Raw genomic sequence first — 19,414 nt, 5'->3', positions numbered from 1 at the left:
TGTGGCGGGCTCGACCACTATGTCCCGGCGGACAGAGACGCCTGATGCGACACACGGCGCCATGTCGGATCGTGACGGCACCCTTGCATTTATGCGGAATTCGCCCGGAGCCCCGCACCTGGTCGGCACCGGCAAGCGCGAGATCCGGACCGCCGTGCCGATGGGACGAGCAGCGCTCAGGCCCCGGTGAGGGCTCGGCCGTGGTCGGCCGCGTACGCGGCGAATACCTCCGCCGGTGTCCCATTTGTGTGGAGGAAACGCTGGTCAAGGATGATGGCGAGGTCTTCCAACGCACCACCGAGCAGGTCGGCCGTCAGCCGCACATCTGCCCGCCGGCCTGCCCGCCCGAGCTGGGCGAGGCGAGTGGCATAGCCGATCGTGGCCGCCAGGGACGAGTGGTCCTCACCGTCATGGAAGTAGTAGGCCTCCGCGTACTGGGTGAAGTCGATGCGGACACGTACCACCTCGGTGGCCAGGCTCCCCAGCAATGACGCACCCGCAGCGCAGTCGAGCTGCTGCACGGACGGGTTCGAGCGGTGCAGCAGCGCCAACCTGATCGCGAGCACCCGTCGGCGGGTCAGCGTCGGATAGATCTCCAGCACCCAGGAGACGGTAGCCGTCAGCAGGACGAAGCCGACGAGAGCCTCCAGGGGCGAGACCACGCGGAGCCAGCCTGCGACAGGCACGATGTCCCCGAGCCCGAGGGTGGCGACCATGACGAGCGACAGATAGACGGAGTCGAGCAGTGCCGGCTCCTGCGACAGCCCGGAGCCGGCTGCGAAGGCGAACGCCTCCGGCATGTGGGGCCAGTAGACGATGGCCCAGCCCAGGATGATGGTGACGGCCCACATGCCGACCACTGTCGCCATGGCGAGCGGACCGACGAGCCCCACCACCCGCCTGCGGGCCCGGAGATGCCGGGCCAGTTTCCACAACGCCGCCATGACGAGCCGGCTCAGCCCTCCGTGGCGGGTGGGGTGCCAGAGCGTGTGGAACAGGTCTCGTAGGGCGGCCATGATGAGCGCGGCCCCGAGCAGCGAGACCAACCACTCCATTCGTCTCCCCCGCAGTGACTGTCCCGTGGAGCGGCTGGACGACCCGTGCAGCCAAGGCGGGGGGATCTGCCACCCGAGCCGGGCCGCGTTTGGAGCCTAGGCCGCAGGCACTGTCGGCGAACGCAGACTCGCCGTATCGGAGGAGCCGGGCTGCGCCAAGACGACCTGCCCCGAGGCGGCCGCGAATGGCGAGGCACGCGCTGATGTTCAAGATCTGCCGCTTGCCGGTGGTCGCCAGGAGTGAACCGCCACTACCGGGCACCGGGCCTGGAACAAGACACCGCGGCTGACCGAGCTGAACAGCCGCGATCCGACAGTGCCGAGTCCGTGTGAGCCCACCACCAGTAGGTCCGCGCTTTCGGACGCGTCGGCCAATGCGTCCACGGGCTGCTCGGATCGAACGTCCTCGATCACCGTCACCTGGGCGTACTCCTTGCGGAGCGCTTCCAGCCGATCGTGGACCTCGTCCATGTCATGGGCGGCCCCCGGTGCGAGGGCATGCACAGCCCTCAGCGTGGCGCCGCGCAGCCTCGCCTGCTCGAAGGCGTAGGCCAGCGCGGGCTCGCACACCGATGAGGTGTTCACCCCGACCACGACCTCCTCGTACACAGGTCTCAGCTCGCCGCTCACCACGACAACCGGGCAGGTGGCCCGGCCGGCCAGATCAACGCTGACCGAGCCCGGCAGCAGGTCGTTGAACCCGCCCAGCCCGCACCTGCCGACCACGACCTCGGTCGCACCCTTCGCCAGCTCGCGCAGGGCCGGGGCAGGCGCGCCCTCGGCCTCCTGCGTGGTGACTTCTACCGCGGGGCAGCGCTCCCGGACGAAGGCTTCCGCTTCGAGCAGGATCCGTTGCCCTCTACGGAGCAACGCGTCGGGGATGGCGTTCTTGCCGATCTGACCTGTGGACGGGTCCACGGCATGCACGATCCTCAGCGGTAGGCGCATCCGGAAGGCGTCGCCGGCCGCCCATTTCACAGCGGTCCGCGACGCCGCTGAGCCGTCCACTCCTACGATGACCAGCGTGTGCTCTCCTTCGCTCACACCTCCATCGGACCCGCTGCCGGTCTGCGATTGCAGGGCCGGAAGTCAGTCCGGCCAGGGCCGAAAGCCCCCGCCACCGCCGCGAGAGGTCGATCATCGGACCTGGGCCGGACCGTCCGGAGAAGGGACGGGCCGCGGCGGGCGGTACGGGTGCAGGATCCGGTCGAGGCGGACGGCGGCGTAGCCGAGGACCGACAGTGCCCCGACGATGAGCAGGTCGCCGAGGGTCAGCGGTTGGGTGCCGAGCAGCTCTTGGAGCGGTGGGAGGTACAGCCCGGCGAGTTGCAGGACGAGCGCGCCGGCGACGGCGAGCAGCAGCATCGGGTTGGCCGGCGTGCCTGGCCGGGTACGGGAGCCGAGCGCGACACCGAGCTGGGTGGCGCCGAGGGCGAAGAAGGCCATGCTCTGCCAGGGACGGCCGGTCTGGTGGGCCCAGACGGCGACGCCGAGGGTGACGGCGGTCAGGACGACGGCGATGCGGATCAGGCGCTGCCACAGTCCCGCGCCCAGGATGCTCTGGCTGGGTGGCCGCGGTGGGACTGCCATGGATCCGGGGATGGCGGGCTCGCCGCCGAGGGCCACGCCGGGCAGCCCGTGCGTGAGCAGGTTGATCCACAGGATCTGGGCGGGGAGCAGGGGCAGCGCGAGCCCGGCGAACGGTCCCAGCAACATCACCGCGATCTCGGCCGCCCCGCCGGACAGGCCGTAGACCAGGAACCGGCGGATGTTGGCGTAGACCCGGCGGCCCTCCTCGACGGCCGCGACGACGGTGTCCAGGTTGTCATCGGCGAGCACGAGGTCGGCCGCCTGGCGGGCTACTTCGGTGCCGCGTCCGCCCATGGCGACGCCGATGTCGGCGCGTCGTAGCGCGGGGCCGTCGTTGACGCCGTCACCGGTCATCGCCAGGGTCTCACCACGCGTCCGCAGATCTTGGATGATCTCGAGCTTCTGGCCGGGTGTCGCCCGGGCGTACACGTTGGCGTTGTCCGCCGTCCCGGGATCGCGGAGATCCACGACCGGATCACCGGCGTCGATGATGCCCAGATCGGTGGCGATGGCCCGGGCGGTCCCCGGATGATCACCGGTGATGAGGAGCGGCCTGATGCCGGCCTGCTTGCACTCCCTGATCGCGGCGGCCGCCGCCGGGCGCGGCGGATCCAGGATCGCGACCAGCCCGAGCAACGACAATCCGCTCTCCAGGGCGGTTTCCGGAACGGCGGGCAGATTGCGGCCGGCGACCGCCAGGACCCGGTAACCGTCCCGGGCCAGTTGCTCGGCGCGTTCGGCGGCGCGGGCCAGGAGCGCCGGATCGTCGGTCAGGACGTTCGAGCTGAGGAGCACGTCGGGTGCGCCCTTGCAGATCACGCGGCCATGCCCGCCGGGCAGGCGGTGCACGGTGCTCATGCGCTTGCGTTCGCTGTCGAAAGGGCGCTCGGTCACCCGTGGGAATCGCTCCTGCAGCTGCTTACGCTCCAGACCGAGCTTGGCGGCGGCGGCGAGCAGGGCCGCCTCGGTGGGATCGCCCAGCGCCGTCCAGTCCGCGCGAGGGTCTTGAGGTGGTGACAATCCGGCGTCGTTGCACAGTACGGCCGCCGTCAGCAGGTCGTTGAGGGTCTCGACGTCGAGGGAGTCGTCACGCACGATCTGGCCGTCGGGTGCGTATCCGGATCCGGTGATCGTGGCCTCTCCCGTAGGGGTCCAGAGGCGCCGGGCGACCATCCGGCCCTCGGTGAGGGTGCCGGTCTTGTCGGTGGCGAGCACGGTCACCGCGCCGAGGGTCTCCACCGCGGGCAGCCTGCGGACGAGTGCGTGGCGCGCGGCCATCCGGCGGGCGCCCAAGGCCAGGCTCAGGGTCACGACCGCGGGCAGCGACTCGGGTACGGCCGCGACCACCAGGCTGATCGCGGTCACCACCATCAGCTCGACCGGTTGCCCGCGGACCAGTCCCAGGGCCAGCACCAGCGCGGACAGCGCCACCGCGACGCCGGCCAGCAGGCGACCGACCTCCACCAGGCGCCGCTGCAACGGCGTCAGACCGGCCCCCTTGACCATCATGGACGCGATCCGGCCGCTCGCGCTCGCCGCCCCCACCGCGGTGACGGCCGCCCGGCCCCGCCCCCGCACCACGACGGTGCCCGAGGAGACCGGGTCGCCGCCGGTCTTGTCCACCGGCACCGACTCTCCCGTCAGGGACGACTCGTCCACGAGCAACGCCGCCGACTCCACCACCGTGGCGTCGGCCACGACGATGTCGCCTTCGGCCAGCACCAGCAGGTCTCCCACGACGACGCCGGCCGCCGGGACCTCCGTCTGGGAACCGTCGCGGATCACCCGCGCCACCGGCGCTGTGAGCTGCGACAACGCCGTGATGGCCCGGTCGGCGCGAACCTCCTGCACCACGCCGACGGAGGTGTTGACGACGACCACAAGCATGATCACGGCGGTGTCGGTCCAGTCGCCGGTGGCGATGGTCAGTACCGCCGCCACGAGCAGGACGATGATCAGCGGATCGCGGAGCTGGGCGGCGACCCGCCGCCACAGCGGGACGGGCGGCTTCTGCGGGAGCGTGTTTGGCCCATCCCGCTCCAGGCGCACTGCCGCCTCCGCAGACGACAGTCCGGAACGTGTGAGTATCACCACGTCCTCCTCCTTGATCCGCGGCCGGCCAAGGCGTCGTATCGTCTCGCCTACCTGTTTTCGCAGGAAACGAACCCGGAGCCCAGGGACGAAGGTCCCGACCGGCAAGGCCGGACGGCAGGTACTCGAGCCCCTCTTACAGGCGCAGCCCCGACCCCGCCGCCTGAGCGGGCTGCTCGTCCACGCGAAATACACGGGGCGCTAAGTGACATCTGCATCTGTTTGTCCTGGCCGCCGGGGGTGCAAGGTTGGGGTTCCTCACCCACTTGATAGGGAGCAAACCATGACACTGGCCAACGAGAGCGTGCGGATCACGCGTACCTACCCGACCACCCGCGAGCACGTCTGGAAGCTGTGGACCACCCCCGAGGGCATCGCCTCCTGGTGGTCGCCGGACGGCTTCACCATCGAGGTCGGCAAGCTCGACCTGCGGCCCGGCGGCGACCTCGTCTACACGATGACCGCCACGGCGCCGGAGCAGATCGCGTTCATGGAGAGCCACGGGATGCCGCTGAGCACCGAATCCCGCAAGAAGTTCGTCGAGGTGTCGGAGCCGGCCAGGCTCTCCTACACCTCGCTCGCCGACTTCATCCCCGGCGTGGACCCGTACGACTTCCTCACCGTGGTCGAGCTCGAGACCGTCGAGGGCGGGGTCCGCGTCACGATGACGGCGGACGCGATGCACGACGAGGAGTGGACCCAGCGGCTGGCCGCCGGCCGCGCCAACGAGCTCGACAACCTCGGCCGCGTGATCGACGCCGACGGGGCAGGCTCGTAGGCATCGTCCGGCGCACCGGCGCGGAGGTGCAGGTCAACGAGCTCAGGTCACGCGTCGGCGGGGACGTCCTGACCTTCGGCAGCCGCATCCTGCGGAACGGCCTGCTCCATTCCGCGGCTTGTCGACGCGCTGCACCCCTCCCGCTCTCCCCGGCCAGGCCGCCGCTGGTGGTCGCCGATCGGCCAGGTCACCTACCCTGGTCTGCCAGGGCGCGTGGACGGGGGGTGGTTCCGCTGGTGGAATTCTGGCGGTCCGACCGCGTCGTCCGGCTGGCTCCGGCCGGCGCGGTCGCCTGCAGCGGCCTGCTGCCCTTGCCGCAGGTCGCGCTGGCGTTCAGCTACCTGGACAACGACGCCCGCACCGGGCTGTGGAGCCTCGCGGCGACCGCGGTGTACCTGCCCCTGCACCTGCGCCACGTCTGGTACGCGGCACGCGCCACCCGTCCCCCGGCCGGCCGCTGGACATTCGCGGCGATGGCCGTCATCATCCTCGCCGCCACTCCACTGGCCGGGAACATGTGGCCCCGCGCCTACGCGAGCCTCGCCGTGTCGGCCGTCCTGGTCCTTCCCGGCCCGTGGTCCTTCGTCGCGTACCTGTCTCTGATGATCGCGGCGGCACCCGCCTCCCTGCTGCTGGGCCTGCCGTGGAACGCCGCGCCGTGGCTCACCCTCTCGGTGCTCTGCGCCAGCGGGGCCGTACTCCTGCTCGTCTGGCTCTCCGCCGTACTCGTGCGCCTGCAGTCGGCCAGGGAGGTGCTCGCCCAGCGGGCTGTCGCGCAGGAGCGGCGCCGCATCGACGACGACCTCCGCCGTACGCTCGGCACCGCCCTGGAGTCCCTCGCGGCCCGCGGCGCACGCGCCGCGGACCTGCTGACGACCTCGCTCGACAAGCGGGCCGAGCTGGAGGCGGAGCTGTCCGGGCTCGCCGACGATTCGCGGCGTACGCTCGCCGAGGCCAGGCAGCGGGTACGCGGCTACCGCCGGCCGTCCCTCCGGGCCGAGCTCGACACGGCCGCCACCCTGCTCTCGGCGGCCGGCATCGAGACCCGCCTGCAGCTGCCCCGCACGGGCATCCCCGACACGATCGCACCGCAGCTCCGGGCGGCCCTGCGCGCGACGGTCACCCGCCTGCTGCGCACCGACGGAGTGAGCGCCTGCACGATCACGGCAACCGTCCTGACCAGCGGAGTACGCCTGGAGGTGCGCGCCGACGACACCACCGAAACCATTGACGTGCGGCCCCACATCCACGCGTCCGAGGCCCACCCATGACCCCGCCGATCGCGCCGCGGTGGGTCATGCGCCACCCCCTCTGGCCGCTGATCGCCCTGCACGTCCTGCTGGCCGTGCAGGTCCCCGTCTACACGACCCTCGGCATGGACGGCCCACCCGGCAACCCGGTCGCCGCCACCGTCGCCTTCGTCCTGATCCTCTGCCTGAGCCTGCGACACGTCCTGGCCGTCTCCAGGGGCGAACGACCGGCGGGCTGGCCCTGGACCCTGGTGGCGCTCGCCATCCTCGCCAACGTCCCCCTGTGGTGGTTCGGCTCGAACTGGCAGGCCTTCACCGCCTTCGCCCTCGCCTCGATCGTGATGCTGCTACGCGGCCGGCTGATGGTGTTCGCGGCGATCGCGCAGCTCCTGCACAACCCGGTGAAGGAGGTGATCGCCATGCTGCGCGACGGCGCCCCCACCGTCCCCCAGGCCCTCCTCCTGGGGGCGTACGCTCTCTTCGTCATCGTCCTGTACGCCGGCACGCTGGTCGGCGGCGCCCGCCTGGTCCGGCTGCTGAACGAGCTGGAGGCCGCCCGCACCGAGCTGGCCGCCACCGCCGTCGGCGAGGAACGCATCCGCGTCTCCCGCGACCTGCACGACCTGCTCGGCCAGAGCCTGTCGGCCATCTCCCTCAAAGGCGACCTGGCCCTCCGCCTGCTCGCGAAAGACACCGCCGCCGCCCGCGCCGAGATCGACAGCCTGACCGGCGTCGCCAGGGACGCGCTGCGGGACGTACGCGCGATCACCCGCGACGAGCACTCCGTATCGCTGCGCACCGAGATCGACGGCGCCGCAGCCCTGCTCGGCGCCGCCGGCGTCGACACCCGCCTGGACGTGGCCGACCTGCCACCCCTGTCCGGCCCCGCCCGGAACGCCCTGGCCTGGGCGATCCGCGAAGGCACCACCAACCTGCTCCGTCACAGCGAGGCCCGCACCTGCACCATCACCCTCACCCGTCACCAGGGCACGGTACGGCTGGAGATCGTCAACGACGGCGTCCAGCCCCCTTCGGCGTCCAGGTTCACCGGAGCAGCCGACCTGACCCGCACCCCACCCGGCACAGGGCTCTCCGGGCTGGCCGAGCGGACCCGCGCCGCCTCCGGCACGTGGCTCACCACCGCCCACGACGGCCTGTTCCTGCTGTCGGTGGAAGTCCCCGAGGCGGTCGCCTGATCCGCTCAGCCCTGGTCGCCCCGCGCTCGGGTCCTGTCTCCTGAATCGGCAGGCCGAATGGGGGAAGAGCGTCCCTTGAGGGGAGAGGACCAACGGAGGTGCATGATGAAGGCTGTCGTTGGAGACAAGCTGGTCATCGAGGGCCGTCACGAAAGTGATCCGCGCCGGATCGGCGTCATCACCGAGGTGGAGCACACGGACGGCTCGCCGCCCTACATGGTGCACTGGTTCGACTCGGAGCACGACACCCTGGTGTTCCCGGGGCCCGATGCGAGGGTCGAGCACGTGAACGCGTGAGGCACCCGGAAGACTTCGTCGAACGATTTTTACATCTTCCGGCGGCACGCCTGCCCATGCTCGGACCAGCACGGGTAGGTGCAGGTGAGAGGGCTTCATACCCTGTTGGGGAGGCGAGCGATGGATATAGGCGAAACCGGGGTGAAAGCCCGGGACGTGATGCACGAGGGGGTCCAGTGCATCGGCGAACACGAGAGCCTGCGCGTCGCCTCGCAGATGATGTGCGATCTCGGCGTCGGCGCGCTACCCATCTGCGGGGATGACGACCGGCTCAAGGGCATCGTCACCGACCGGGACATCGTGGTCCAGTGCTGCGCCCACGGCGGGGACATCGACCAGACCACCGCCGGGGAGCTGGCTCGTGGGCTGGTGTGGGTGGACGCCGATGCCAGCCTCGAGGAGGCGCTGTTCAAGATGGAGCAGAACCACGTCAAGCGCCTGCCCGTGGTCGAAAGGCACCGCCTTGCCGGCATCATCAGCGAGGCCGATCTCGCGAAAGAGCTGCCCGACAACAAGCTTGCCGAGTTCGTTCATCGCGTTTACGCCCTCGACTGACACGCCGGCCTGATACTCCGCGGTCAGCCCGGCGCCGGAGATCGTCGGCTTGTTCGTGGAGGCAGCGGCGGGGCGTCCCAACCGTGCCGGGATCCATCGGGTGCTGGTCACCGACACCGTTGCCCGACGATCTGCTTGCCCGGACCTGACGGTTCTGTGGCGGCGGGCATGCACAGGGAGGGAACAATGCCGCACACACGAGTACAGAGCATCGAGCACACCGTCCAGACCACCAACCGATGGCTGGCCGACCTGGCTGACGCGATCGGCACCGAGGACCGGGACTTCGCCCAGCGGGTGTTGAGGGCCTGGCTGCACGCGGTCAGGGACGGTTTGACCGTGGACAGCGCGGCTCACCTGGCCGCGCAACTGCCGGATCTGCTCCGGGGGGTGTACTACGCCGGCTGGGATCCCAGTCGCGTACCGATTCGCAGGGGCCGGGAGCAGTTCATCGAGTACTTCGCACGCTCAGCCCGCGTCGCGCTCAGGGATGTGCCCCACTTCGCCGCCACTGTCACGGAATTCCTGTGCGGGGAGCTCTCGGAGCCGTCGGTTATGCATGTGCTCGACCGGCTCCCTCGGGACGTACGTACCGTGTTGCAGCCCACCGGGACGGCCGGGGAAGGCTGATCGCATGTCCGAGCCGATCATCGTAGGGGTGGACGGTTCCCGGGGAGCGCTGGCCGCGGTGCTGTGGGCAGCGGACGACGCCGCTCGACGCGGCTGCGACTTGCGGATCATCCATGTCGAGGAGCCGCTGGTCTACGGCGGGCAGGCATATGAGCGCTCGTCCGGCGACCCGGTACGCAAGGACGGCGAGCGGTTGCTGGCAGAGGCCGCCGCTCTGGCGGCCGAGTCCCACGACCACCTCCACGTGAGCACCGAACTGCTCTACGGGGACACCACCGAGATGTTGCGCGCGCAGGCCGGCGAGGGCGCGGCCATCGTGGTGGGCAGCCGCGGCCTGGGCGGGTTCGCCGGGCTCCTGATGGGCTCGGTGGGGCTGGGCCTTGCCGGGCACGCGCCGGGGGCAGTGGTCGTGATCCGCGGCACACCCAGCGTGGTGCAGGGCGAGATCGTGGCCGGTCTGGACCCCGAGGACGCCGTGCACCCGGCCATCGATTACGCCTTCGAGGAGGCGCAGGCCCGCGGGGCCCGGCTGTGGGTCGTACATGCTTGGGATCTGCCGTCGAGCAGGGTGGTCGCGAGCTTCCCGCCCGATCTCGAATTCATCGCCCAAGCACGGCAGAAGCATGTTCATGACGTTCTGTCGCCATGGGCGAAGCGGTATCCCCGCGTAGAGGTGACCGAGTCGGTCTTCCGCGGGAATCCCATCGCGGCGCTGTGCGAGACTTCCGCTCGTGCCGACCTGGTCGTCGTGGGCTCGCGGGGCCGGGGGGTGATCCGCTCAGCCATGCTCGGCTCGGTCAGCCATGGTGTCCTGCACTACGCCTCCTGCCCGGTCGCCGTCGTACGGCCACGTGTCCGAGCCGGCTGAACGCGTTCGGGGAACAGAGCGTGCAGCACATGGCGAAGACCCGTGAGGCGCTCTCCCTTCGCCGGTATGGTCCGGATCAGGTGGCTAGGGGTCGCCGGTCGGCCTTTCGGCTTCCGGCCTCTCAGCCCTTCCGTCGCTCCTCCGTAGAGGACTCTCAGGTTGGGCTCCCTCGCTCGTCTCACAGGCCTTCAACCAAACTCCCGCCATCCGATTCGTCCTGCTAGGGACGAAAGTCCTTCTCTTGGAGGACTAACGACCTCTAGTGGACGTGACGCGCTGGGTCCGGCTGGCGGCCATAGCTACATCACCGAACGCATGCAGACGATCACTTTAAGTAAGGTAAAGTGATGGGGTGGCTTACGAACCACCCGCCGGCCCGCTCACCCCGGGCGGCTTCGACACCCGGCGCGACGTCGCCGCCGGCCTGCCGCTGTTCCTCGTCGAGCAGTGGCGCGCCTCCGACCGCACCGACGGTGAGGCGCGCCGCCTGCTGAGCCGCCACGAGACGCGCGGATACTCCGTGATGTCCGACTCGGCAGGGCTCACCCGGCTCAGCCAGCGGCTCGGGCTGCTGGAGGTGTTGGCGCTCATCGACCGGCCGAAGCGGATCCTGCACGCCTGCGCCAGGGCCGCCGGCGGGCGCGCGGTGGGGGTGTGGGCGGCCGACAACGCGCAACTGTTCCATCCGGAGACGGTGGAGGCGTCCACGCTACTGTCAGCCCTGCTGACGGCGCAGGACGAGATCCGGCGCCACTGCGAGGTCCGCATCGGGATCGGGGCGCACCTCGGCTCCTACTACGAGCTGTCAGGCGGGCTGTACGGGGCGGAGGCCGACGCGGTCGAGGAGTTCGCCGAGAACGACACCGAGGGCGGGGAGATCGCGGTGACGCAGTCTGTGGTGGACCGGCTGCCTCACGGGCATCCCTTCGCGCTGCGGCCCAAGGACGGCGTCGGCGGCCTGGTCGGGCCCGTCTACCAGGTGCTCGACGGTCCCCGCCTCGACATTCCCGGACTGGACGAGGCGTGGGCGGCCGTGGGGTGGCCCGGCAAGTCGGGGGTCACCGGCCAGGAGCATTACCCCATCCCCTACTCCGGCGCCTTCTATGCCGACCTGCTGCTGCTCGACGCCCGCCCCGGCGACGCCGACCTGGCCGGGCGGCTCGCCGCCGAGCACCTGCGCGAGCGCACCGTCGTCCTGGTCGAGCGGAGCGCCGCCCCGACCGACACACCGGAGGTGGAACTGCTGAGAGGGCTGTCGCTGTCGGCCGCGATGCGCGACGTGGGCCTGAGCCTCCTGCCGCCCCAGGGAGCCGTCGAGATCAAGGTCGCCGGGCCGCTGGGCATCTACCTGTTCGAGGAGCCTGCCCCGGCCGTGCGCTTCGCGCTGGGGATGCGCACGGGGCTCGCCGAGCGGGAGATCGTGGGCCGGATCGGGGTGGCCGCCGGGCCGGTGCTCGCCGGCCGCACCCCCAGCGGTGGCTGGGACGTCGCCGGGGCCCCGGTCAACCTCGCCTCCAAGATGGCCCAGGACCTCGGCACGCCGGGCCGCGTCCACCTGAGCGAGGCTGTGCGCGATGCCTTGGGCGACCACGTCGACCTGACGGGCTTCGAGGCGGTGCGGCGCACGGTGTCGGGGGTGGAGATGACGTACTACGTGGGTTGAGGTCTACCTGGCACGCGCGGCCCAAGCCCGGGGTCGGCCGGGAGCGCCTCAGGGATGGTAAGGCACCCGCCGATCTGGGCATCAGGGCTGGTCCAGTACGCCAAGGGCCCGCTGGCCGTGATCACCGTGGCGGACAAACCCTGATCTTCCACTCTCGCTGTGTGAGATGAAAGGGGCTACCCGTCAGGTTTGCGGCGGTGCCACCGCGCGCACGCCTCCGCCCAGGAGGCATCCCACGCCGCGTACCGGCCTCTGTCGAGCAACCATCTGAAGATCCGGAACGCCGACATCAGCGTGACCGCTGATCCCGCGACGACCAGGAAGGCCGTGGCCGCGGCGCTCGTCAGTGTTTCCGCGTGGCTCCTCGCAGGCCTGGTCAGCTCGCCGCGACCGTCGATCCACACCTTCACGGCCGTACCCGCTCTGGTGCCCGCGGGGACGGCCACCTGGCCCGTCTTCTGCACCCCGGACGGGGCTTTCCATCGCGCCGGAGTCAACACCAGGCCATTGTCGCCCTCCCCCGCCGGAACGGCGTACGGCGCGTCCCGCACCAGGGTCGCCGTCACCGATTGGCGGATGCCCGGACCGGCTCGCTCGGCCTGCAGACCCTTCTCATAGATCAACCGCCCCACGACGACGGCAGACCAGACGCTCAGCAGCAGCAGAACCAGCATGACGGCCGCACCTGCCGCTTCCAGCCGATCGGAGCGACGACGCAGCGGATTGCGCCCCAGCCAGTACCGGCGCACGCGAAGCATCACCCACTGACGCGCGAGCCTCATCATGCACCTCCCCCTCCCTCTCACCCTGCGGCGGCGACACCGGTTCACAACAGGGGCATATGTCCCGGCCTCCGCAGGCCCTTGGACCACTCGGCCTTGAGGATCTTTGCCGTGGTTTTGCCACGCTTCGGGCAGAGGCTCCGTACGACGTCCTCAAGCGAAAGGCGCAACCATGAACGACGTCATCGTCGTGGGGACTGACGACTCGCCGGGCGCCGATACCGCCATCGCGTGGGCTGCTGCCGACGCCGTACGCAAAGGGCTCCGGCTTGAGCTCGTGCATGTGATCGAACGCGGCTCCTACGAACTTCCGCGTTTCCCGATCCCCGGCCTGCTGGAGAGCCTCAGGGAGGCCGCCGAGGCGATGCTGGAGAAGAAGGCCAAAACTGTCATGGCCCGCTGGCCCGGCATCGAGGTCGCCACCAAGGTGAAGATCGGATCGCCGGTCGCGGAGCTGCGGGCGCAGGCGGAGCCGGCCGCCGAACTGGTGGTCGGCTCGCGCGGACGGAGCAGATTCGCCAGCGCGTTGCTCGGCTCGGTGAGCCTGCGGTTGGCGGGCCACGCCCACGGCACGGTCGTCGTCGTACGCTCGGCCGAGGCTGATCGTCGGCGGCTCGTGGTAGGTCTGGACGAGACCGACTCCTCCGAACCCGCCCTGGCGCACGCCTTCGCCGAAGCGGCCCTGCGCGGAGTGCCGCTGCGCGTCCTCTACGCCTACTCCGTCCCCATTCACGCGGTCTCGCTCGACTTGGACCGGCTACAACGAGCCCAGTACGACTTCGTCCACGACCGGCTCACCCCTTGGCGGGCCAGACACCCTGAGGTCGACGCGTTCGTGGACATCACCTCCGTGCATCCGGTCGCGGCGCTCACTGAGGCGTCCAAAGACGCGGACCTGCTCGTGGTGGGCACTCGCGGGCGTGGGATAGCGGTGCTCGGCTCCGTCAGCCACGGCGTGCTGCACCACGCTCACTGCCCGGTCGCCGTGGTCCGCCGCCGCGGTGACGATCAACCTGGCCGCTGACCGCGCGCATGGTCGAAGGCAGCGAACGATCATCACGGGATCGTCCTTCCGACATACGGCGACACGGCGGGCCGAAAGACCCCGGCGCCCAGGACCTCCGCCTCTGCACCAAAGCCTCCACAAATGGGATTAATACCCATATAGCACCCGAAAGGATATGGAGGTATCCATGGACACGCTGATGCGCAGGGAGCGCTTCCTACCCGATCTGCTCGACTGGTTCGAAGAGCCGCTGGCGACTATGCGACCGCACACCTGGCAGTCCATGCGGTTCGAGGACTACATCAAGGACGGCAGGTACGTCCTCCGCGTCGAACTGCCAGGCATAGACCCCGAGAAGGACGTCGAGATCGACCTGACCAACGGGGTTCTTACCATCCACGCGGAGCGGCGCGAGGAGCACAGGGAGCAGTACCGCACCGAATTCCGGTACGGGTCCTTCACCCGCTCCATCTCGCTGCCTCAGGGAGCGGACGAGAACGACGTCAAGGCCGTCTACGACCAGGGGATCCTCGAAGTGAGCGTGAAGCTGGCCGAAAGGAGGCCGGAGGGACGGCACATCCCCATCCAGGGCGTCATCCAGCCGAAGGAGTGATCAGCCCAGGGCTCAGTCGGGTCGAAAGTCCCGGAGGGGACTCAGAGCGTCGCGATGGTCACCGCCTCTCGGGACTTCCGGCCCTGTTTCCCGGCCTTCGCCTGGAGCTGTGATGAAAGCAACCGGAAAGAGCAGGAAGGAGCCGGCCGGCCATGGGCATGACCGTTGAGGACGTGATGACGAGCAAGGTCGTCTCCGTCACCGCCACCACCCCGTTCAAGGCAGTCGCGGAAACGCTCGTCAGCAACGGCGTCAGCGCCGTTCCTGTTCTGGACGACGACAACCACGTGATCGGCGTGGTCTCCGAAGCCGACCTGATGTGCAAAGAGGAGTTTCGCGAGCAGTTCTACCCTGAGGGTTACCGCCCGCCGCTGCGTACCTGGCTGCGCCACCACAAGAGCCGCAAGAAGGCCGAGGGCGACACCGCCTCCAACCTGATGACCAGTCCCGCCGTCACCGTCCCTCTTGAGGCGTCGGCTGTGGTGGCCGCCCGCATCATGGACGCCCACGGTGTCAAACGACTGCCGGTCATCGACTACAACGGCCGACTGCAGGGCATCGTCAGCCGCTGCGACCTCGTCAAGCTGTTCCTGCGTGGTGACGAGGAGATCGCCGCCGAGGTTCGCGACGACATCCTCGGCCGCACCCTGTGGTTCGACACCTCCGGTGTGACCGTCTCGGTGAACGAGGGTGTGGTCACGTTGTCCGGCCGGATGGAACGCCGCGCCGAGGCCGCCATTGCCGTCCGCGTGGTCGGAGGCGTCAACGGCGTCGTCAGCGTGGCAGACGAACTGGCCTGGAAGATCGACGACTCCGCGTGGCAGGCCTGATAGCCGAGGAACAGCAGGGAGGCCGGCGCCGCATCATTGCCGGTCGCTGTTCAGCCGGTCCGCCGGCTGCGGTCTGGAGCCGCTGATACGGCGTACGCGGTCGATGTCGGCTCGCTCCGTCTCGTCCAGCGACAGTTCGACGGCGGCCAGCGCCTCCTCCAGCAGGGGAAGGAGGCGATCTTTCAGGGCGCGGATCCTACGGTTCGTCAAAGCGACCTCGGCCGTCATGATTCGTGCGGCCTCCGCGGCGATCGCGTGTTCCAGCCCTGCGCGCAAGGCGGCGCGGTAGGCGTGCCTGGCCGGAACGAGAGCGGTGGTGATCGGGAGGGGAGCCGCCGCGTCGAGGTCAGGAAGCGCGCAGGAGACCCTGGCCGGATAGCTGGTTCCCATGGCGTCGGCCCAGTACACGTGGACGTCGGCGAGGCGGCCGTCGGCCGCGAGGCGCACGGCCCGCCGGCCGCCGAGGCGGGTCACTCGGAGGAGCCATTCGTCGGCGGCCCGGCATGCCGCGGTCCACTCAGCCTGGGTCCGTGCCGCATTCCGAGCGAGCCGGTCCTGTTCGCGCCGCAGTATCCGCAGCTTCCTGTCGAGTACGTCGAGTCCGTGCCGGACCGAGGTCAGGCGACGACGGAGCCACATCCGCCCCGCCCGGCCAGGAGGGATCCGCAGTCTCATGGCGCTCCCCTGTATCCGGCTTCCAGCGCTTCCTCGCTGAGCATCGACAGTTCGCTTCGCGGCAGCGCGGAGACCACGTGCCAGGCCCGCTCGAAGGTCTCCTCCAGGGTGCGGGCCTCGTCGGGCCGCTGGGCCAGCAGGCGCGTCCGGAAGGTCTCAGCCATGGCCAGGTAGCGGCGGTCGGCCGGACTCAGCGCGCTCTCCCCCACCAGGTCGGCGAGTTCACCGGCCTGCCGGGCGCGGGACAGGCCCGCCTGGATCTGCGCGGCGAGGTCCAGGTGCTCGGGCCGGGTCCGTCCCGCTCCGACGCCCGCGCGCATCATGCGGGACAGGGACGACAGCGGATCGATGTGCGGGTACGAGGTCACCTCGCGGCTCAGCAGGATCTGGCCTTCGGTGATGTATCCGGTGAGGTCGGGCACGGGATGGGTGATGTCTCCGGCGGGCATGCTCAGCACCGGCAGGACGGTGACGGAGCCGGGATGTCCCCGGATGCGGCCGCACCGCTCGTAGACGGAGGCCAGATCGCTGTAGAGGTAGCCGGGGTAGGCCCGGCGGGCCGGAATCTCGCCACGGGCGGCGGAGACCTCGCGGAGGGCTTCGCAGTAGCTCGTCATGTCGGCCAGCACGACGAGGACGTGACGCCGCAGGACGAACGCCAGATGCTCGGCCACGGTCAGCGCGATCCGGGGCGTGAGCAGCCGTTCGATCACGGGGTCGCCGGCGAGGTTGAGCAGCAGCGTCAGCTCCGCGGCCGACGAACGCCGCTCCAGGATGTCGCGCACCGTCCCCGCGTCGCCATGGGTCAGTCCCATGGCGGCGAAGATGACGCTGAACGGCTCGCCGCCGGTGTGGGCCTGGGCGGCCACCTGGGCGGCGAGCTCCAGGTGGGGCAGGCCGCTTTCGGCGAAGACGGCCAGTTTCTGGCCGCGGACCAGGGTGGTCAGCGCGTCGATGGCGGAGACTCCGGTGATCACGGGTTCGGCGGGAGGTTCTCGTACCGTGGGATTCATCGGGAAGCCGGCCACCAGGGCACTGTCGTCGCCGAAGATCGGGGGACCGCCGTCCAGTGGCCCGCCGCGCCCGTTGCAGACGCGTCCCTGCCATCCGGCGCCGACCGGAATGCGCAGCGGGCTTCCGGTGAAAGTGACCCGTGTCGTCTCCGCCCTGAGTCCTGCGGTGCCCTCGAGGACCTGGACGACGGCGAGGTCGCGGTCGACGTCCAGGACGAGGCCGTGCCTGCGCTCGCCGGACTCCAGCACGATCGTGGCGTACTCGTCCCAGCCGACGTTCTGGATTCCCTGGACGACGATGAGGGGCCCGCGTAGCTCCGCCACGCCGGTGTATTCGATCGGAGCCCACGTCGTCACCGCGGCGCCTCCAGATCGTTCAGCACGGTGTCGCGCCGTGCCGCGATCTCCTCCTCCGGCGCCTCCTTGGCACGCAGGATGGCAGAGAAGTCGCGATCTTCGACCGCGGCGGCAGGCACGCCGTGCTCGACCAGGTCCTGGCAGAGCGCCAGGATCGCCAGGAGCGCGTCGGCGATGAGGGCGGTCCGTTCGGGCCGGCAGTACGCGTCCAGCCTGCTCAGCGAGCTCTGCCGCAGGAAGCCCTCCCGCAGCAGACGCCCGGCCAGCAGGCCGATTCGCTCATGGGCGGGCAGAGCGCCCGCCCCCACGAGCTCGGCCAGCGCGGCCAGCCGGTCGGCCTCGGCCAGCAGGCCGGCCACGCGCACGCGGCGGGTCGCATTGTCGGGAGCGCCTTGTGCCAGGGCGTCGGCGTCGCGGGAGAAGGATTCGCGCCAGGAGATCGCCGGGTAGTGGCGTGCGTAGGCGAGGTCGCGGTCCAGGGCCCACAGCGTTCGCACGAACCGCTCCGTGTGCGCGGTGACGGGTTCGGTCAGATCGCCGCCCGGGGGCGAGACGGCCCCGATGATCGTCACCGATCCGGTGGCACCGCCCAGCGTGACGACCCGACCGGCGCGCTCGTAGAACGCGGCCAGGGCGGAGGCGAGGTCCGCCGGGTAGCCCTCCTCGGCGGGGAGGGTCCCGCTGCGGGAGGCGAATTCCCGGCGCGCCTCGGCCCAGCGTGAGGTCGAGTCGGCGATGACCACCGCGGCGTAGCCCATGTCGCGAAAATGCTCGGCGACCGTGACACCCGTGTAGATGCAGGTCTCGCGCGCCATCATCGGCATGTTGGAGGTGTTGGCGATCACGACGGTCCGGTCGGAGAGCCGCCCGCCGGTACGCGGGTCCGGCAGCTCGGCCAGCTCGGCCACGATGTCCGCCATCTCGTTGCCGCGTTCCCCGCAGCCGATGTAGATCACCACGTCGGCGTCGCACCACTTGGCGATCTGCTGGAGGAGCACGGTCTTGCCCGTGCCGAAGCCGCCGGGCACGGCCGCGGTGCCCCCGAGGCACACCGGCAGGAGCAGGTCGATGACCCGCTGCCCCGTGACGAGCGGCACGGTCTCGTCCAGCCGCGACGCGTACGGCAGTGGCTGGCGCACCGGCCGGCGGCGGGTCAGCCGGACCTCGGTCCCGCCGACGACCGCGACCGAGGCGTCGTGAGGATAGCGGCCCGCCCGCCGGATGGCGGAGACCTCGCCTCCCGGCGACAGGACCAGGTAGGCCAGCGAGCCCGCACCTTCGACCCGCCCGATGGCCGTGCCCGGCGCCGCCTTCCGTCCCTGCTCGACCAGCGGCGTGAACCGCCACGAGCGGGCGACGGATGCGCGCGCGGGCACGGCCGGGTCCAGCCAGGGGCCCGCGCCGGTGAGCGGCCGGAGCAGCCCGTCGAACACCCCGCCGAGCAGGTGCGGCCCCAGCAGAGCCGAGACGGGAGATCCGCCGCGCTCGGCGGGATCGCCTGGAGCCAGCCCTCCGGTGTACTCGTACGCCTGCGCCGTGGCGCGGCCGCCTCCCAGCGTGACGATCTCACCCAGCAGCTTGTGGGGTCCGAGCAGGACCAGCTCGAACATGGCCGCGCCGGCGAGACCCTCGACCTCGACCAAGGGCCCGTTGACCCGGGTCACGGTGCCCACAGCCGCTCCACCTCCGCTCCGAGCGCGTCCACGGCTCGTGCGGCCAGCGCGCTGAGCGTGCAGTCGACGCGCCGTCCGTGCCCCTCTGCCAGCACGCCACCGTCGGGCTGCTCTTTGACGACCAGGTCCGTTCCTCCGGCGGCGCGGGCGAGGGCGCTCAGCCGGTCGAGGAGCCTGGGGTAGCAGGGGTCGTCACGCAGGGTCCTGACCGCGGCGGCCGATCGGGTGCGCAGTTCGTCCAGGGCCTCTCGTTGAGCGGCGAGTTCCATGCCGCGGGCCCGGCGCTCGGCGTGGATCCGTCCGGTGACCGCATCCGCCTTGGCCTGGGCGGCTCCGTCGGCGCGGGCGTCGGCGAGGATGGTCCTGGCCTCCTGGCGGGCGGCGGCGACCAGCTCGGCGGCCTCTTCCTCGGCTCCGGCGACGATCGCCCGGGCGTCGATCCCGGCCTGCCTGGACAGGGCTGCGGCGAGCGGTGCCAGCGCGTCCCGCATG

19 protein-coding genes are annotated in these 19,414 nt (G+C 70.6%); 11 read left to right on the top strand and 8 right to left on the bottom strand.

The features are described from left to right. Positions 1 to 176: 176 nt before the first annotated feature. The 3 genes from H4W80_RS35560 to H4W80_RS35550 form a co-directional block, all read right to left on the bottom strand. On the bottom strand, positions 177 to 1,055 hold the full coding sequence (locus H4W80_RS35560) for a potassium channel family protein (protein WP_192789069.1): 879 nt from the start codon (positions 1,053 to 1,055) through the stop codon (positions 177 to 179). Between the two features lie 207 nt (positions 1,056 to 1,262). Next, positions 1,263 to 2,063: a universal stress protein gene (locus H4W80_RS35555; protein WP_318787212.1), complete on the bottom strand. Its 801-nt coding sequence runs from the start codon at positions 2,061 to 2,063 to the stop codon at positions 1,263 to 1,265. Between the two features lie 129 nt (positions 2,064 to 2,192). Next, positions 2,193 to 4,739 carry a cation-translocating P-type ATPase gene (locus tag H4W80_RS35550; protein ID WP_318787211.1) on the bottom strand — a complete coding sequence of 849 codons (2,547 nt, stop codon included), beginning with the start codon at positions 4,737 to 4,739 and terminating at the stop codon, positions 2,193 to 2,195. A 280-nt stretch (positions 4,740 to 5,019) separates the two neighbouring features. Between H4W80_RS35550 and H4W80_RS35545 the strand changes: the two genes are divergently transcribed. The 8 genes from H4W80_RS35545 to H4W80_RS63915 all read left to right on the top strand — a co-directional run bounded on the left by H4W80_RS35545 (position 5,020) and on the right by H4W80_RS63915 (position 11,973). Then, positions 5,020 to 5,514 carry an SRPBCC family protein gene (locus H4W80_RS35545; RefSeq protein WP_192789068.1) on the top strand — a complete coding sequence of 165 codons (495 nt, stop codon included), beginning with the start codon at positions 5,020 to 5,022 and terminating at the stop codon, positions 5,512 to 5,514. A gap of 236 nt (positions 5,515 to 5,750) precedes the next feature. Next, complete coding sequence (locus tag H4W80_RS35540; RefSeq protein WP_192789067.1) at positions 5,751 to 6,785, top strand: hypothetical protein; 1,035 nt, start codon at positions 5,751 to 5,753, stop codon at positions 6,783 to 6,785. Continuing rightward, complete coding sequence (locus H4W80_RS35535; protein ID WP_192789066.1) at positions 6,782 to 7,960, top strand: sensor histidine kinase; 1,179 nt, start codon at positions 6,782 to 6,784, stop codon at positions 7,958 to 7,960. Before H4W80_RS35540 ends, H4W80_RS35535 begins: the two co-directional genes overlap by 4 nt. Before the next feature lie 102 nt (positions 7,961 to 8,062). Beyond that, positions 8,063 to 8,257 carry a DUF1918 domain-containing protein gene (locus H4W80_RS35530; protein WP_318787210.1) on the top strand — a complete coding sequence of 65 codons (195 nt, stop codon included), beginning with the start codon at positions 8,063 to 8,065 and terminating at the stop codon, positions 8,255 to 8,257. Between the two features lie 120 nt (positions 8,258 to 8,377). Then, positions 8,378 to 8,812, top strand: coding sequence for a CBS domain-containing protein (locus H4W80_RS35525; RefSeq protein ID WP_192789065.1), 435 nt, complete (start codon positions 8,378 to 8,380; stop codon positions 8,810 to 8,812). A 186-nt stretch (positions 8,813 to 8,998) separates the two neighbouring features. Further along, entirely contained in the window at positions 8,999 to 9,442 is a 444-nt protein-coding gene (locus H4W80_RS35520) for a DUF2267 domain-containing protein (protein WP_192789064.1), read from the top strand. Between the two features lie 4 nt (positions 9,443 to 9,446). Further along, the gene (locus H4W80_RS35515; protein ID WP_192789063.1) at positions 9,447 to 10,310 is read left to right on the top strand and encodes a universal stress protein; all 864 of its coding nucleotides are present in this window, start codon (positions 9,447 to 9,449) and stop codon (positions 10,308 to 10,310) included. Positions 10,311 to 10,662: 352 nt separating this feature from the next. Continuing rightward, on the top strand, positions 10,663 to 11,973 hold the full coding sequence (locus H4W80_RS63915; protein ID WP_192789062.1) for an adenylate/guanylate cyclase domain-containing protein: 1,311 nt from the start codon (positions 10,663 to 10,665) through the stop codon (positions 11,971 to 11,973). 176 nt (positions 11,974 to 12,149) lie between these two features. Here the strand turns inward: H4W80_RS63915 and H4W80_RS35505 are convergent, their stop codons facing one another. Then, on the bottom strand, positions 12,150 to 12,731 hold the full coding sequence (locus tag H4W80_RS35505; RefSeq protein ID WP_465263743.1) for an Rv1733c family protein: 582 nt from the start codon (positions 12,729 to 12,731) through the stop codon (positions 12,150 to 12,152). A gap of 196 nt (positions 12,732 to 12,927) precedes the next feature. On the opposite strand from H4W80_RS35505, the gene H4W80_RS35500 reads away from it, so the two are divergent. The 3 genes from H4W80_RS35500 (at position 12,928) to H4W80_RS35490 (ending at position 15,204) form a co-directional block, all read left to right on the top strand. After that, complete coding sequence (locus H4W80_RS35500; RefSeq protein ID WP_192789060.1) at positions 12,928 to 13,779, top strand: universal stress protein; 852 nt, start codon at positions 12,928 to 12,930, stop codon at positions 13,777 to 13,779. Between the two features lie 169 nt (positions 13,780 to 13,948). Further along, complete coding sequence (locus H4W80_RS35495) at positions 13,949 to 14,374, top strand: Hsp20/alpha crystallin family protein (protein ID WP_192789059.1); 426 nt, start codon at positions 13,949 to 13,951, stop codon at positions 14,372 to 14,374. 152 nt (positions 14,375 to 14,526) lie between these two features. Beyond that, positions 14,527 to 15,204 carry a CBS domain-containing protein gene (locus tag H4W80_RS35490; RefSeq protein WP_192789058.1) on the top strand — a complete coding sequence of 226 codons (678 nt, stop codon included), beginning with the start codon at positions 14,527 to 14,529 and terminating at the stop codon, positions 15,202 to 15,204. A gap of 33 nt (positions 15,205 to 15,237) precedes the next feature. Here the strand turns inward: H4W80_RS35490 and H4W80_RS35485 are convergent, their stop codons facing one another. The 4 genes from H4W80_RS35485 to H4W80_RS35470 are packed head-to-tail and all read right to left on the bottom strand — an operon-like array spanning position 15,238 to position 19,413. Next, entirely contained in the window at positions 15,238 to 15,879 is a 642-nt protein-coding gene (locus H4W80_RS35485) for a V-type ATP synthase subunit D (protein ID WP_192789057.1), read from the bottom strand. Continuing rightward, positions 15,876 to 17,249, bottom strand: coding sequence for a V-type ATP synthase subunit B (locus tag H4W80_RS35480; protein WP_192789056.1), 1,374 nt, complete (start codon positions 17,247 to 17,249; stop codon positions 15,876 to 15,878). Before H4W80_RS35480 ends, H4W80_RS35485 begins: the two co-directional genes overlap by 4 nt. Then, positions 17,246 to 18,922, bottom strand: coding sequence for a V-type ATP synthase subunit A (locus H4W80_RS35475; RefSeq protein ID WP_192789055.1), 1,677 nt, complete (start codon positions 18,920 to 18,922; stop codon positions 17,246 to 17,248). Before H4W80_RS35475 ends, H4W80_RS35480 begins: the two co-directional genes overlap by 4 nt. After that, on the bottom strand, positions 18,910 to 19,413 hold the full coding sequence (locus tag H4W80_RS35470; RefSeq protein WP_225965611.1) for a V-type ATP synthase subunit E family protein: 504 nt from the start codon (positions 19,411 to 19,413) through the stop codon (positions 18,910 to 18,912). Before H4W80_RS35470 ends, H4W80_RS35475 begins: the two co-directional genes overlap by 13 nt. Position 19,414: the final 1 nt, after the last annotated feature.

Source organism: Nonomuraea angiospora, from assembly GCF_014873145.1.
GTDB lineage: Bacteria > Actinomycetota > Actinomycetes > Streptosporangiales > Streptosporangiaceae > Nonomuraea > Nonomuraea angiospora.
Note: the sequence above shows the minus strand (reverse complement) of the source record. Positions and strands in the feature narration are given on the sequence as shown.

What these genes read in the sequence shown, in the direction of transcription:
- H4W80_RS35485 (WP_192789057.1), bottom strand. Translation starts at nt 15,879, where the DNA reads ATGAGACTGCGGATCCCTCCTGGCCGGGCGGGGCGGATGTGGCTCCGT.
- H4W80_RS35545 (WP_192789068.1), top strand. Translation starts at nt 5,020, where the DNA reads ATGACACTGGCCAACGAGAGCGTGCGGATCACGCGTACCTACCCGACC.
- H4W80_RS35515 (WP_192789063.1), top strand. Translation starts at nt 9,447, where the DNA reads ATGTCCGAGCCGATCATCGTAGGGGTGGACGGTTCCCGGGGAGCGCTG.
- H4W80_RS35490 (WP_192789058.1), top strand. Translation starts at nt 14,527, where the DNA reads ATGGGCATGACCGTTGAGGACGTGATGACGAGCAAGGTCGTCTCCGTC.
- H4W80_RS35520 (WP_192789064.1), top strand. Translation starts at nt 8,999, where the DNA reads ATGCCGCACACACGAGTACAGAGCATCGAGCACACCGTCCAGACCACC.
- H4W80_RS35525 (WP_192789065.1), top strand. Translation starts at nt 8,378, where the DNA reads ATGGATATAGGCGAAACCGGGGTGAAAGCCCGGGACGTGATGCACGAG.
- H4W80_RS35530 (WP_318787210.1), top strand. Translation starts at nt 8,063, where the DNA reads ATGATGAAGGCTGTCGTTGGAGACAAGCTGGTCATCGAGGGCCGTCAC.
- H4W80_RS35500 (WP_192789060.1), top strand. Translation starts at nt 12,928, where the DNA reads ATGAACGACGTCATCGTCGTGGGGACTGACGACTCGCCGGGCGCCGAT.
- H4W80_RS35535 (WP_192789066.1), top strand. Translation starts at nt 6,782, where the DNA reads ATGACCCCGCCGATCGCGCCGCGGTGGGTCATGCGCCACCCCCTCTGG.
- H4W80_RS35470 (WP_225965611.1), bottom strand. Translation starts at nt 19,413, where the DNA reads ATGCGGGACGCGCTGGCACCGCTCGCCGCAGCCCTGTCCAGGCAGGCC.
- H4W80_RS35560 (WP_192789069.1), bottom strand. Translation starts at nt 1,055, where the DNA reads ATGGAGTGGTTGGTCTCGCTGCTCGGGGCCGCGCTCATCATGGCCGCC.
- H4W80_RS35505 (WP_465263743.1), bottom strand. Translation starts at nt 12,731, where the DNA reads ATGCTTCGCGTGCGCCGGTACTGGCTGGGGCGCAATCCGCTGCGTCGT.
- H4W80_RS35495 (WP_192789059.1), top strand. Translation starts at nt 13,949, where the DNA reads ATGGACACGCTGATGCGCAGGGAGCGCTTCCTACCCGATCTGCTCGAC.